The organism is Pyxidicoccus sp. MSG2, assembly GCF_026626705.1.
Classification (GTDB): Bacteria; Myxococcota; Myxococcia; order Myxococcales; family Myxococcaceae; genus Myxococcus.
The window spans coordinates 11,414,471-11,427,815 of the sequence record NZ_JAPNKC010000001.1 but is presented as its reverse complement, the minus strand read 5'-3'; the positions used below and the strand labels follow the sequence as shown (position 1 = coordinate 11,427,815).

Sequence of the window (13,345 nt, the reverse complement as noted above, 5' to 3'; positions counted from 1 at the left end):
AGCGGACCTTCCGGTCCCCCCGCCAGAAGGTCCGCTCCGCATCACCGCCGCACTCCGTCGTCCCCGAGGTCCATCCGTGAAAAGCCGAATCAGAACCCTTGCCAGTCTTGCCCTGGCGCTCGCGAGCGCCGAGGCGGGTGCCGGCAGGATGCCCAACCACGACGCGCTTCCCGAGAGCGCCCCCTCCATGCGTGCCTCGGCGGAGGAGAGCGTCATCCCGAACGCCCGAGTCCTCCACCGCGATGCACGACTCGGCGTGCCGACCTTCGTCTGGGTCTCGAAGCCTACCCCCTCGAAGTCATCCCCCACGAGCCTGCGCGCGGAGGCGCCGTACGCGCGGCTCGCCCCCGCCGCGGCGGCACTCGCCCAGCTCGACGCCCTGGCCCCGCTGTACGGCGGCCGCTCGCTGGCGCAGTTGGGGGCGTCCGTCGCCCGCGTCAGCCGCAATGAGCAGGGCACCTCGGTGGTGACGCTCAAGCAGGAGCTCGACGGCCTCGAGGTGTTCCGCGGCTCCGTCAACCTGCTGCTCGACAGGCAGAACGCGCTGGTCGCGGCCTCGGGCCACCTCTCGTCGGACACGGGCTGGAGCACCACCCGCCCCGCCAACGCGTTCCGGCTGAGCGCTTCGGAGGCCACCTCGGCCGCCTACCTGGACCTCACCGGCCAGCGGCTCGACGCGGGCCTGCTGCAGCCCACGGGTGCTCCCGCCGGGCGCTACACCCGCTATGAGCTGGCCTCCTTCGCGCGGCCGCTCGAGGTGGGCCTGCGCATCCCCGCGCGCGTCAAGCCGGTCCTCTTCGAGCTGCCCGACGGCCTGGTGCCGGCCCACTACGTGGAGCTGAACACCGGGGCGCCGGGCTCCACCACCTCGGACTACTACGCGTACGTCATCAGCGCGAAGGATGGCCGGGTGCTCTTCCGCAAGGACCTCACCGCGGACGCCACCCACTCCTACCGCGTGTGGGCCGACTCCACGCCGCCCTTCCAGCCCTTCGCGGGCCCGGCGGGGAACGACCCGATTCCGCACCCGACGGGCACCCCCGACGGATACTCCCCCACCCTCATCGCGCCCAACCTCGTCACGCTCGACAGCGTGCCGTTCAGCCGCAACGACCCCTGGCTCGCCGCGGGGGCCACGGAGACGACGGGCAACAACGCCGAGGCCTACGCGGACCTGAGCGCACCGGACGGGCTCAGCGCGGGGGACCCGCACGCGCGGACCACCGACACCGACAGCTTCGACCATCCCTACGACTTCAACCTGCTGCCCTACGAGACGTCCGACCAGCTCCAGGCCGCCATCACGCAGTTGTTCTACATGAACAACTGGCTCCACGACTGGTACTACGACGCCGGCTTCACGGAGCAGGACGGCAACGCCCAGGTGGACAACTACGGGCGCGGCGGCGTCGGCGGGGACAGCATCCTTGCCGAGGCGCAGGACTACGGCGGCGTCAACAACGCCAACATGTCCACCCCGGCGGATGGCGCCCGCCCGCGCATGCAGATGTACATCTTCCCCGGCTCCACCGTGAACGGAGGTCTCACGGTGACCGCACCGGCCGACGTCGCGCGCGGCTACGACTTCGCCCCGGCCGCGTTCGGTCCGCCGGTCTTCACCACCACGGCCCAGGTGGTCCAGGCCCTCGATGCGTCGGACCCGGTGGGCGCCTCCACGACGGATGGCTGCTCTGCCCTCACCAACGCCGCGGACGTGGCCGGCAGGATTGCCTTCGTCGACCGTGGCACCTGCTCCTTGCAGTTGAAGGTGCTCAACGCCCAGGCCGCGGGGGCCGTAGGCGTCATCGTCGCGAACGACTCGAGCCCGATGCCCGGCGGCATGGGCGCGAGCGCGACGCTCGCCCAGCCCACCATCGGTTCGTTGCTGGTCTCGAGGACGGACGGCGACCTCCTCAGGTCCAGGCTCGACGCCAGCGTGACGGCCACCCTGAGCAGGCGCCCGGTGGGAGACCGGGATGGCACCATCGACGCCGGCATCGTGGCGCACGAGTGGGGCCACTACATCAGCAACCGTCTCATCCATGACGGCTCGGGCCTCTCCAACAACCAGGGCCGCGGCATGGGCGAGGGCTGGGCGGACTTCCACGCGCTGCTGCTCGCCGTGCGCGAGGAGGATGCGCAGGCCGCCTCCAACCCGGACTGGACCGGCACCTTCGCCGTCGGCGAGTACGCGACGCGCAACATCGTCCCGCGAAACAGCGCCTACTTCGGAATCCGCCGCGTCCCCTACTCGGTGGACTTCAAGAAGAACCCGCTGACCTTCAAGCACATCGCCGCGGGCAATGCGCTGCCGGCGACCTGGCAGGGCACGCCCATCCCCTACTCCCCCTCCTTCCGCACGGATGGCGTCGACAACGCGGAGGTCCACAACACCGGTGAGGTGTGGGCCACCATGCTCTGGGAGTGCTACGTCTCGCTGCTGCGGACCCATCCGTTCGCCGAGGCGCGGCAGCGCATGAAGAGCTACATCGTCGCGGGCTACAAGCTGACGCCCGCCTCGCCCACGGTGCTCGAGGCGCGGGATGCGCTGCTCGCGGCCGTCTACGCGACGGACCCGGAGGACTACCCGCGCTTCGCGGACGCGTTCGCACGGCGCGGCGCGGGCATCGGCGCGGTGGCGCCGGACCGCGACTCGACGACCCAGACGGGTGTGGTGGAGAGCTTCCGGACCGGCGCGGACGTGGCGTTCGTGTCGGCGGAGCTCACCGCCGACGACGCGATGCGCACCTGCGACGTGGACGACTACCTGGACAACGGTGAGGCCGGCCGCCTCCGCATCACCCTGCGCAACATCGGTGTCACCCCGCTGCAGGCGACGAGCGCCACCGTCACGGCGGACAACCCGGCCGTGCAGCTGGCCAATGGTGGCGTGGTGACGTTCCCGAGCGTCGGCCTCTTCGAGACCGCCACGGTCGACCTGCCGGTGACGCTCGCCGGCGCGACGGCCCGCTCCACGGTCAACCTCACCATCGCCTACCGCGACGGCAACGGGGTGGCCACCGGCGACAAGCTCGCGAAGCTCGCGGTGAAGGTGGAGCAGGACGAGCTGCCGCAGACGTCCGCCACCGAGTCGGTGGAGTCGCACCAGCTGCCGTGGGAGATGACGTCCGCCAGGGGCGGAGATGCGTTCGTGGTGAGCCAGGACGGGGCGTACGGCCGGGCCTTCCTCGGCGTGGACGTGGGACACGGCGCGGACTTCGCGCTCGTCACCCCGGAGCTCCATGTGGGGACGGGGGAGTTCTCCTTCACCTTCCGGCACCGCTACGCCTTCGAGAACGACGGGTTGAGCTACTACGACGGCGGCGTGCTCGAGCTGTCCGAGGACGGCGGCCAGACCTGGACCGACCTCGGCAACAGCATCACCTCCAACGGCTACACCGGCACCCTGGCCACCTATGACGGCAACGTCAACCCGCTGAGCGGGCGCCGGGCCTTCCGCGGTGTGAGCTTCGCGTTCTCGCAGAAGCAGCTGGTCTCCACGAAGGTGAACCTCGGAACCGCCCATGCCGGGAAGACGGTCCTCATCCGCTTCCGCATCGGCACGGACGAGGGCGGCGCCAACGTTGGCTGGCTCATCGACGACATCGCCTTCACGGGCCTCACCCACCTCCCGTTCACCACCATCGCCGACGAGCAGGGCCTCTGCACGACCGGCGTGGTGAGCGCGAACGCGGGCGCGGACAGAGTCGCCGACGAGAACACGGATGTGAGCCTCGGCGGAAGCGGGACGACCCAGGCCGGCGGCACGCTGACCTGGCGGTGGGAGCAGGTCACCGGGCCCCTCGTGGTGCTCAATGGGGCGAACACGGCCACTCCGAGCTTCACCGCCCCCGAGGTGTTCGCCGACACGACGCTCACCTTCCGGCTGACCGTGTCGGACGGTGGGATGCGTGACAAGGACCTCGTCGAGGTCCTCGTGCGCCAGGTGAACAAGGCGCCGATGGCAGCCGCGGGGCCCGCGCAGGCCGTGGACGAGGGCAGCACCGTGACGCTCCAGGGCGGCGGCGAGGACCCTGACGGGGACGCGCTGGTGCACTTCACCTGGACCCAGGTGTCCGGCCCCCCTGTCACGCTCTCCGGGGCGAACACCGCGACGCCGACCTTCACGGCGCCCGAGGTGCAGTCCTCTCCGGTGGACCTCGTCTTCCAGCTCGTCGTCGGCGACGGCCTGCTGGAGAGCCAGCTCACCACGACGACGGTGACGGTCCGCAACGCGCCGCGCGCTCCCACCGTGAGCGCGGACCCGGACCTCTCCGCGCAGGGCGGCGGCTCCGTCACCCTCAGCGCCACCGGCACGGACCCGGAGCAAGGCACGCTCACCTATGCGTGGAGCCAGACGTCCGGCCCGACGGTGCAGTTGCAGGATGCGGACAAGGCCAGCGCCAGCTTCTCCGCTCCCGCCGTGAGCACCTCCACGACGCTCACCTTCGTGGTGAAGGTCACCGCCGAGAGCGGCCTGTCCGCGGAGGACACCGTGTCGGTGGTGGTGAACCCGGCGCCAGTGGTGCAGCCGAAGGCATCCGGGTGCTCGTCGACGGGGACCTCGAGCGCGACGGCGCTGCCGCTGGCGCTCCTGCTCCTCGCATTGCTCGAGCGTCGGCGCACCGCGTAGCCCGCTGACCAGGGTCAAGCCACCGCCAGTACACGCAGCGTGAACACGGGCCGCTGGGGAACCTCCCCGGCGGCCCGTTGCGTTTGGAGTCCCCGTCCTCCGGCTGCGTCCCCCCGGGACGCGGCCTCGTCCTGGCGGGACGGCGCCCGGTGGGTCTCCCTCCAGTCGGTGCGGTGCAGCGGACTGTCGTCGCGCCTTCGCGGCGTCACGGCACGTGGGTTGCTGTTGGTGGCGGAACAAGACCGCACCACCGCATGCGACCGACCTACCGGGAGAGGGCACGATGAGCGTCTACCTGCTCGACAAGGACCACCTCTGGCAGTTGATGCCGAACGGCGTACCCAAGGGAGACTACGTCCGGTGGCAGGACCCGGTGGGCAACGAGTACGTCGTGCCGAGCATCAAGAAGGTCTACCAGCTCGCGTTCGTCGGGTACGGCAGCAGCATCGCCTACTACATCAATGCCCTCCGTCAGCGCAGCGCGGAGATACCCGGCTTCAAGTGGTCCCGCACCGTCATCATCGGCAACAAGGACGCGTGGGAGGCCACCATCCGCGGCGAGGGGTTCATCAACCACGAGAACCACAACATCGCCCAATGGGGCGACCAGGTTCCCAGGTACGCCACGAAGTACCTTCCCCGTCAGGACTGGGTCGCGCAGAACAGTGACGTCCTCGCCTGGGCGGTGAAGCAGGGAGCCCACCGCACTGGCGGCAACCTCCTCAGGTCCGTCAGCCGCAAAGGGGACCTCTTCGCGCTGGACGTAGGCGGAGATGCCCCCGTCCTGGCCGCCAAGGTCATCCTCGGGATGGGCGCCGGGCCGCACTTCACCTTCCCGTATGAGCGGTACGTGCCCCAGCCGGCGCCGAACGTGAGGCAGGACTCCGACGCAATGCAGTTCCTGCGCAGCCGCATCATCAACCTGGACCGCTTCATGCTGATGCACCCGGAGAACGCCGAGAGCGACAAGGAGGACCTGACGGTCATCATCCACGGCGCCAACGCGGGCATCGACGCCGTTCAGCGAGCCCGCGAGCACGGGTACACCGTCTACCTGTTCCGCAGCGAGGAGCCTGCGTGGCTCAGCGGCAACCGCCTGAGCGTCAGCCCCACCAAGAGCCGCCTCCAGATCGACCTCCCCGAGGACGATGACGAAGAGAACGGCGTCACCGAGGTGAAGGTCTCCGCCCGGAACGACAAGGTGACCGTCCGCCCCGGGGCGACCAAGGGCAAGGTCCAGGTCGACATCGAGTTCAAGGAAGAGAGCGACCAGGAGTCCTCCTACGAGGTGGACTTCTACGTGCCGGCGCTCGGGCAGAACCCGATGGACACGGGCGCCGTCGGGGATGTGCTGAGCCGGGGCGGGCTGTGCTGGGACGACCTGGAGCCCATCTACGACAAGGACCAGATCTTCGGCCTTCCGTACCAGACAGTGCTCGGCATCCAGGTGAAGGAGACGACCTACGGCCGCGGCCTGCAGATCATCGGCGCCGCCGCCGAGTCCCTCGCGGGAGTCCGGCCCGACGAGGCCCGGCACCTCAAGGGCCAGGGTGAGGCGACGAGCGTGCAGCACAACTACCGCGAGCAATTCGCCTTCACCCCGCCCATCAAGGTCAACGAGACGCTCGAGGAGAAGAGGGTGCGCGAGAGCACGGTGACGTACGTCAACAAGCACGTCACGGAGGCCGAGGACTACCTCAAGCTGATCAGCGTGGGACTCCTGCTCCAGCATCAGGTGGACCCGTCGAAGGTGCCGGACCTCAAGAAGGTGTTCCCCAATGCCCTACCCAAGGGGCTCAGCACGCCGAACAAGCCGGCGGGCTCGGCGATTGCCTCCGTGCTGGCGGCGGCGCAGCTCGGCGCGGTGCGGGCCGCCGCGGCGGCGCTCAACAACATGATTCCCGACCACATCACCAAAGGGGGCGAATCCAACTTCACGACCGATGACCGCACCATGCTCGCCGTCTACATCGCGTCCGAGTTCCCCCACATCCCCCCGAAGGTCGCCGAGGCCATCGTCGAGCAGATCGTCCAGGGCCGCCGCCTGCCCTGGAAGGTGAAGCCGGAGAAGGGGCAGCTCGAAAGCACCCGCATCGGGTACAACGAGTCGCAGAGCGAGCAGATCAAACAGTGGCTCCGCGACGAGAACGAGGCGTGGTGGGGCCCGCTGTCCACGGCGAGGAGGACGTCGGAGCAGGCCTGGCAGAAACTCTGGGACACGGCCGCGGAAGCCAAGGTCTTCAACGTGGAGCAGTAGCAGGCGCGAGCGCGCGCGCCTGCCCTCGCCGTCCGGCCTCAGTCCAGGTAGCGGTACTTCGTGACCTTGTAGATGACCTGGGCGTGTTGCGCGGCGCAGATGGCCACATTCACCTGGGAGACCCGACGATGCACCGGAGCGCTTCCGAAGACCGTGTTCAGGTCGACCTCGAAGCCCCGGATGAAGCGGAGCTTCACCAGCAGCTGGGGTGGCCTGTTCCAGTTGACCTTTCCAAGCTGGCCGGGAGTCCCGCACACGACCCAGGAGGCGTTGGGAAAGCGAGGCTCCTCCTCTTTTCCGTACCGGGTGAACCAATCGGAGACGCTGATGACGTCATTGGCCGAAGCGGGCAGGGCCTGGCCCGTCAGCCATTGCGCGAAGTTGCCGGCATGCGGGTGATTCAACCCCTGGACCATGTTGGTGTACTGGGTGGAGACACGGGTTCTCACCTCGGTGAGGAATGCATTGAGTGCCACCGTGGGCTGCTGCGCCTGGGTGAAGGGCCAGGTGTTCGAGCCGTCTTCGATGGTGACATCCGCGACGCGGACATTGCCGTTAAGAGGCGTCTCCCCCTTGGCACCCGTCAACTGCAGGAGCGCCTTCTTGATGTGGGTATCGACGTCGGAATAGTTCTTGGTGGAGGTGAACTTGTGCTGGATGGCCTTGCCGCCATAGCCGGTCTCACTGCCAACATCCGCGATGCCACCGATGAGCGTCCGGCCCTTCTGCATCTGCCCGAAGGCGCTGTCCACCTCCTTGGCGAGCCCATGCACGTGGCTGAAGGAGCTGGTGAAGACCTTCTCCATCTTCTCGAGGAGGAGCCGCAGGGAGTCGCCCAGCTCGTCATCCCTGTCGTAACCGAAGTTGAAGTACTGGTAGACGTTGTCGTCGAACTCCCACCCGGTGTCGTTGTCCTCCACCTCTTCGGCAAGCGCGCTGTAGCTCGTGAAGATTCTCTGGAGCGTTTGCAGAATCGCGTTCTTCTTCTCTTCCGAAGCCTGCACGTTCATGTGGCCCTCCCCAGGTCGAACGATGGCCTTCGATGGCGACGAACCCTCCGGCCATGTCACGCCTCTTGCAGTACGCCGGGGAATGACGAGTGCAGCTATCGCGCCACGAAGCTGGGAGCCCCGGTCATCGAGAATCGCCGTGGGCCCGCCCCGCCCTGGCCGGCGTTCATGCGGGACGCGAGCGCGTCCGCGTGTGACGCCGGCGCGGGCACTCTCGGCTGTCACGTAGGCCCGACGCGGGAGCGCACGCGATGCCCTTCGACCTTCGCGACATCCTCCGCCAGCTCGACGCGGACCTGCCGGACTGGCGCCAGCAGAGCTGGACCGATTCGGACGGCTTCGCCATGGCACTCGCCGCCCACCACGCGAGCCGGGGTGCGCCCGCGCCCAAGAGCCGGCCCGGACAGCACCATGACTTCTTCCATGACCTCGTCACCCGGCACGCCGACTCGGGCGGGGTGGCCCTGCGCGCGTGGGACCCGCTGCGCGGCTGGCAGACGCTGGGCTACCGGGAGCTCCAGGACCGCGCCTCGCGCCGCGCCGCCGAGTGGGCCTCGCAGGGCGTGAAGCCCGGCGCGAAGCTGTGCCTCCTGTATGGCGTTGGACCGGAGTTGCTCGTCTCGCTCATGGCCGCCCTGAAGCTGGGCACCTGCGTCAGCCTGCTGCCACCCGTGGGCACGCACTTCCTCTCGCGCAGGCTCTCGAAGCTCGCGCCGGCCCACGTCGCCGCCGAGTCGCACCAGGCGCCGCTCCTCAAGGGCTTCGAGCCGCTGCTGCTGCGCTCGCGCGGAGACGCCGCGCCCGCCTTCACCTCACACACGTACCGCCCCGACGAGCCGGTGGCCCTCCTCTTCTCTCCCCTGGTGGACCCGACGGACACACCCGTGCCCCTCTCCGCGGAAGCGGCGTGGCGAGGCGCGCTGTGCGACGGGGTGCTCACCTTCGGCCTCGGTCCCGGGGACCACCTGGCCGCGCCCGGCTTCCACTTCCTCCAGCATCAGCCAGCCCTGCTGCTGGCCACGCTGCTGCGCGGCGCCACCTTCCTCCACCTGGAGCCCGCGGACGTCGAGCGAGCGCCTGGCCTCCTCACCGAACATCCGCTGCGCGCGCTCGGGGTCTCGCCCGCCCTGAGGGACGCGCTGCTGCGCGCGCGCTCGGGCCCCCTTCGCAATGTGGCGCACTGGTTCCGCTCCGCCGACGAGCCCCTGGACTGGCAGGCATGGCGGGACTGGGTGCGCCAGTGCGACCTCGTCGCCGTGCCCTGTTCCAACGTCCTCGTCGACGCGAGCGCGGGCGGCGCGGTGCTCACCTCGGGGCGGAGGGTGGCGGACCTCCACACGGGCATCGCTCCCGCTCCGGGACGGGCCTGGGCCCTGCGCGACCTCAACATGAGCGGGCAGGAGGCGGCGGGCGACGTGGGCGTCTTCACGCTGCTGCCGGACAAGAAGCGGCCTCCCGGCTACGTCGTCCTCACGCGCGGGCGCGGCACGTTCCTCTTCGCCGGGACGCGTGACGCCCGACGTGAGGGTCGCGTCTATCCCGCCGCCGAGGTGGCCGCAGCGCTCGCGGACCTGACGTTCTGTGCCGGAGCCTCGGTGTCAATCGTCCCCACGGGCGGTACTCCGGGCCATCATCGACACGTGCTGCTCGTCTTCACGGGGGCGGAAGCCGCGGACGTCTTCGAGCGCGAGGCCGGGCCGCGCCGCCAGGAAATCCGCCGCCGTCTGGAGCTGCGGCTGGGCGCCGAGCACCTGCCGGACCGCACCGAGCTGTTCCCGATGTACCCGCGACGGACGAAGGACGGCCGAGTTGATGATGCGTGGTGCCGCTCGCAGTACCTCACCGGCGCGCTCCACCGGAAGTCCTCGGACCCGATGTTCCAGGCGCTGACCGCGCTGCGAGGCCGCGTGCTGGAGACGGCGGACGCGCCGGGCGACGGCATCCCCTCGGGCGCGAAGTCGTAGCGAGGCACTCACGCCTCCGCACGCTGGACGCGCCGGGCGACGGCGTCCCCTCGGGCACGCAGCCTTGGTGAGGCGCTCACGTCTCCGCGTCTGTACGACTCGGAGTGCGATGCCCATGGCCTCCGTGCACGAAGCCGTAGCGAAGCACTCTCGCTTCTCCGTCGACGGGGCACGGCGAAGCGCGAGGTCGGATTCGGGGAATTCGCGGTGAGCATTCCCCTACGTCCTCCGTTACCCGTCCGCGCCGCGATGGCACACGCGATCGTGCCTCGGCTCGGAGGCATGAAGGCTCGCGCGACCCGCGTTCCCCACAGACGCCCCCGCGTTCACCCGCAACGCGATGGCGTTACGCGCCGCGCGTTCCCACCGAACGCCCGTGCTTCCCCCGGCAACGCGCCTTCACACGGGGGCCGCCACCTCCAGAGACGCCGCTCCCTCTAGAACGCGTGCTCGCGTCGGGATGATGCGGCTTCCGCGACGCTGGCACGCTCCGCGCAATGTCCTGCTTCGCGTCCACGCTTCACACCGGGCGCGAGGAGCGCGGACATGGGCGTCCAGGTGGTGATGGGAGCAATGCTGCAATGCAGCTTCGGCGTCGCGCCCTCCTCGCTCGTCGTCCTGCCCGCCAACAAGGTGATGGGCACGACGCCCTTGGCGAACATCATGGACAACAAGCCCATCCTCAACATCCCGCCCTTCGGGATGTGCCAGTCGCTCGCCAACCCCATGGTGGCGGCGGCGACGGCGGCGGCCCTGGGCGTGCTGACACCCATGCCCTGCATCCCCGCTACCGCCGCGCCGTGGGTGCCGGGCTGCCCCAAGGTGCTCGTGGGGAACATGCCCGCGCTGGAGAGCAACTCGAAGCTGATGTGCTCGTACGGCGGCGTCATCCAGGTCGTCACTCCCGGCCAGTTCAAGGTCATCGATGGCTGACGCGGCCCTCATCCCCGTCCCCTTCGACGGCACGCTGCTGGAGCAGCCGCTGCAAGGCCCGCCTCCTCCAGCCTCCGAGGGCGACGCGCCCGACGCGAGAATCGAGGCCTTCACCGAGGCCGTCGCCCGGGGTGACTATGCTGGCGCAGCCCGAGGCGCGGAGGCGCTACTGCGCGAGAGCGTCTACGACGCGCGGCTCGTCGGCCCGTACCTCTTCGGCGCCTTCCACGAGCACGGGCTCCTCACCATGGCGGGCATCTTCCGCTCCGTGCACCAGGTGCTCACCACGAGCCACGCGGCGCTCGGCCCCGAGGACAAGCGCGACGTCTTCACCGACACCGGCCTGCGCTGGCTGCTGCGCACGCTGAACAAGCACCTCGCACACCAGGAGAAGAAACGAGACGCGACCTGGCAGCGCTGGTGCGAGCCCGACAACCGCGTCCCGCTGGAGGAGGCGCTCTCCCTCACCGAGCCCATCCTCACCGCGCTCGCCACCACCCTGCCGAAGAACGGGTGCGAGGAGCCCTTCCGCAACCTCACCCTCTGGCTGACCCGCCACGTCCAGTCCCTGCCCCGGCCCGCGCCTCCCGAGCCCATCTCCGCGCCCACTGCCGCAACGAGCGAGCCAATTCCGGCCGCACCCGCACCAGCTCCCGTGGCACCGCCCCCCGCACCGGGCCTGCCCATCTCCCCGGCCATGGCGCTGCTGCTGCGCAAGCTGGAGGCGTTCGACACGCTGCTGGCGAAGGGCGAGGTCACCAAGGCGGGCGTGGTGGCCTCGGACGTGGTGGCCACGGTGGAGCGCTTCGACCCGCGCGTCTACCTGCCGTCGCTCTTCTCGCGCTTCTACAGCGGCTTGAGCACACACGCGCGTGAGCTGGAACCCTTCCTGCATGAGGCCGACTCACTGCCCCAGCGCGCCCTGGAGCAGCTCTACCGCGTGGACCTGGAAGCCTTCATGTCCCAGCCCGTGAGCCGGCGCGGAGAGGAGGACTGACGCCATGGACAACCCATCCATCGAACAGCGCATCACCGAGCGCATCCAGTCCTTCGACCTGCCCGCGCTGATGGACCTGCTCGCCAAGGAGGGCTACGGCGAAAGCGACATCGAGCTGCGCAGCCACCGCGGCACCGTGCACGCGCCCCACCTGGTGCAGGCCATCACCTTCGTGCGCCAGCCCCGCCGCGCCATCGTCACCCTCAACCTGGGCCTGCTCAGCGTGCAGACGCCGCTGCCCTCCTTCTTCCTCAAGGCGATGGAGCGCCTGGAGCACGACGCCCTGGAAAGCTTCCTCGGGTACTTCGACCACGTCCTCCTGCGCGCGCGCGTCGCCGGCCTCTTCCCGGAACGGGACGCGTCGCTGCTCCCTGGCTGGGAGGGCAACGCCCGCCACCGCCTGGGCCTGTTGCGCCCCGCCTGCCCCAGCACCCTGCACTGGCTCTTCGCCCGCGCCTTCCCCGAAGCCGAGGTCCGCGTGCACCGCGCCACCCGGCGCCAGCGCATCGACACGCGCGGCGTGCGGCTGGGCGGCACGGTGCTTGGGGACGGCAACGCCATGGGCGGCTTCGCCACCATCCCCACCGGCGGCATGGAGGCGTGGCTGTACACCCACGAGGCCACCTCCGGCACCGGCACGCCCTGGGCCGTGGAGGCGCGCCGCCGTCTCCGCTCGCGCGTGCTGCCGCATCTGGAGGACACGCCGCTGTTGCTCACCGTGCTGCTGGTGCTCAGAGACCAGCACGGCCACGCCCGAATCGAAGACACCCACCACCTGGGCTACGAGCCCATCATCGGCGGGCCCGAACAGCCGCGACAGGCCGTCCTCTTCTCCGGGGACACGTCGCGCCACCACCTGACGCAGTGACGTCGCAACGCAGTGCAGCCCTCACGAGAGGAGAGCCGAACCATGTCGATTCAGGACCAATTGCCCCGGTCGCGCATCACGCTGACATACCGGACCACCATCAACGGCGAGGCGGAGACGGTCAGCCTCCCACTGCGGATGCTGATGCTCGGCGACTTCTCGCTGGGCTCCTCGGAGGATCGCAAGGTCGACCTCGAGGCCCGCAAGCTGCGCTCCGTCAACGGGCGCAACCTGGATGAGCTGATGAAGGACATGAAGATGTCCCTCCGCTTCCAGGTGCCCAACCGCATCAACCCGGACGTGGAGGCGGACCTCGACGTCGAGCTGCCCATCGACCGGATGAAGTCCTTCCATCCGGACGAGGTCGTCCACCACGTCCCCAAGCTCAAGGCGCTCCGGCTGCTCAAGAAGCTGCTCCTGGAGATGCAGTCCAGCATCGACAACCAGAAGGCGCTGCGCGGGCTCGTCTACGAGCTGTTCTCCAACAAGGAGGCCCTCAAGCAGGTGCTCGCCGAGCTCAAGGACTACGAGTCGCTGCGCCTGCCCTCCAAGGCCACCCCCGCCGCCGCCGCTGGCACGCCCGCTGCTACTGCTGCCACCGCGCCTGCTACCGCCACCGCCGAAGCCAAGGAGACGGTCGCCGCGACGGTGAAGTCGTGAGCCCCGCCCTTCCCCACCCTTTC

The 13,345-nt window shown here is 69.6% G+C and carries 8 protein-coding genes; 7 read left to right on the top strand and 1 reads right to left on the bottom strand.

Annotated elements, in window-relative coordinates:
• The first annotated feature begins 76 nt into the window (after window positions 1-76).
• Window positions 77-4,633 carry a myxosortase-dependent M36 family metallopeptidase gene (locus OV427_RS44150; RefSeq protein WP_267862252.1) on the top strand — a complete coding sequence of 1,519 codons (4,557 nt, stop codon included), beginning with the start codon at window positions 77-79 and terminating at the stop codon, window positions 4,631-4,633.
• Between the two features lie 283 nt (window positions 4,634-4,916).
• Window positions 4,917-6,890 (top strand): hypothetical protein, encoded by a 1,974-nt coding sequence (locus OV427_RS44145; protein WP_267862251.1) that lies wholly within the window; start codon window positions 4,917-4,919, stop codon window positions 6,888-6,890.
• Window positions 6,891-6,928: 38 nt separating this feature from the next.
• Here OV427_RS44145 and OV427_RS44140 read toward each other — a convergent pair whose 3' ends face one another.
• The gene (locus OV427_RS44140) at window positions 6,929-7,900 is read right to left on the bottom strand and encodes a hypothetical protein (RefSeq protein ID WP_267862250.1); all 972 of its coding nucleotides are present in this window, start codon (window positions 7,898-7,900) and stop codon (window positions 6,929-6,931) included.
• Between the two features lie 251 nt (window positions 7,901-8,151).
• On the opposite strand from OV427_RS44140, the gene OV427_RS44135 reads away from it, so the two are divergent.
• The 5 genes from OV427_RS44135 to tssB all read left to right on the top strand — a co-directional run bounded on the left by OV427_RS44135 (window position 8,152) and on the right by tssB (window position 13,322).
• Window positions 8,152-9,864 carry a long-chain fatty acid--CoA ligase gene (locus tag OV427_RS44135; RefSeq protein ID WP_267862249.1) on the top strand — a complete coding sequence of 571 codons (1,713 nt, stop codon included), beginning with the start codon at window positions 8,152-8,154 and terminating at the stop codon, window positions 9,862-9,864.
• Between the two features lie 546 nt (window positions 9,865-10,410).
• Window positions 10,411-10,797, top strand: a complete 387-nt coding sequence (locus tag OV427_RS44130; RefSeq protein WP_267862248.1) for a DUF4280 domain-containing protein — start codon at window positions 10,411-10,413, stop codon at window positions 10,795-10,797.
• Window positions 10,790-11,794, top strand: a complete 1,005-nt coding sequence (locus tag OV427_RS44125; protein ID WP_267862247.1) for a type VI secretion system protein IglI family protein — start codon at window positions 10,790-10,792, stop codon at window positions 11,792-11,794. The genes OV427_RS44130 and OV427_RS44125 overlap by 8 nt, the downstream gene beginning before the upstream one ends.
• A 4-nt stretch (window positions 11,795-11,798) precedes the next feature.
• A complete protein-coding gene (locus tag OV427_RS44120) occupies window positions 11,799-12,662 on the top strand; it encodes a hypothetical protein (RefSeq protein ID WP_267862246.1) in 864 nt (287 codons plus the stop codon).
• 42 nt (window positions 12,663-12,704) lie between these two features.
• On the top strand, window positions 12,705-13,322 hold the full coding sequence (gene tssB, locus OV427_RS44115; RefSeq protein ID WP_267862245.1) for a type VI secretion system contractile sheath small subunit: 618 nt from the start codon (window positions 12,705-12,707) through the stop codon (window positions 13,320-13,322).
• Window positions 13,323-13,345: the final 23 nt, after the last annotated feature.

Bases quoted from the DNA above. Each gene is read 5' to 3' on its own strand.
- OV427_RS44145 (WP_267862251.1), top strand. From the start codon at position 4,917: ATGAGCGTCTACCTGCTCGACAAGGACCACCTCTGGCAGTTGATGCCG.
- OV427_RS44140 (WP_267862250.1), bottom strand. From the start codon at position 7,900: ATGAACGTGCAGGCTTCGGAAGAGAAGAAGAACGCGATTCTGCAAACG.
- OV427_RS44135 (WP_267862249.1), top strand. From the start codon at position 8,152: ATGCCCTTCGACCTTCGCGACATCCTCCGCCAGCTCGACGCGGACCTG.
- OV427_RS44130 (WP_267862248.1), top strand. From the start codon at position 10,411: ATGGGCGTCCAGGTGGTGATGGGAGCAATGCTGCAATGCAGCTTCGGC.
- OV427_RS44125 (WP_267862247.1), top strand. From the start codon at position 10,790: ATGGCTGACGCGGCCCTCATCCCCGTCCCCTTCGACGGCACGCTGCTG.
- OV427_RS44120 (WP_267862246.1), top strand. From the start codon at position 11,799: ATGGACAACCCATCCATCGAACAGCGCATCACCGAGCGCATCCAGTCC.
- tssB (WP_267862245.1), top strand. From the start codon at position 12,705: ATGTCGATTCAGGACCAATTGCCCCGGTCGCGCATCACGCTGACATAC.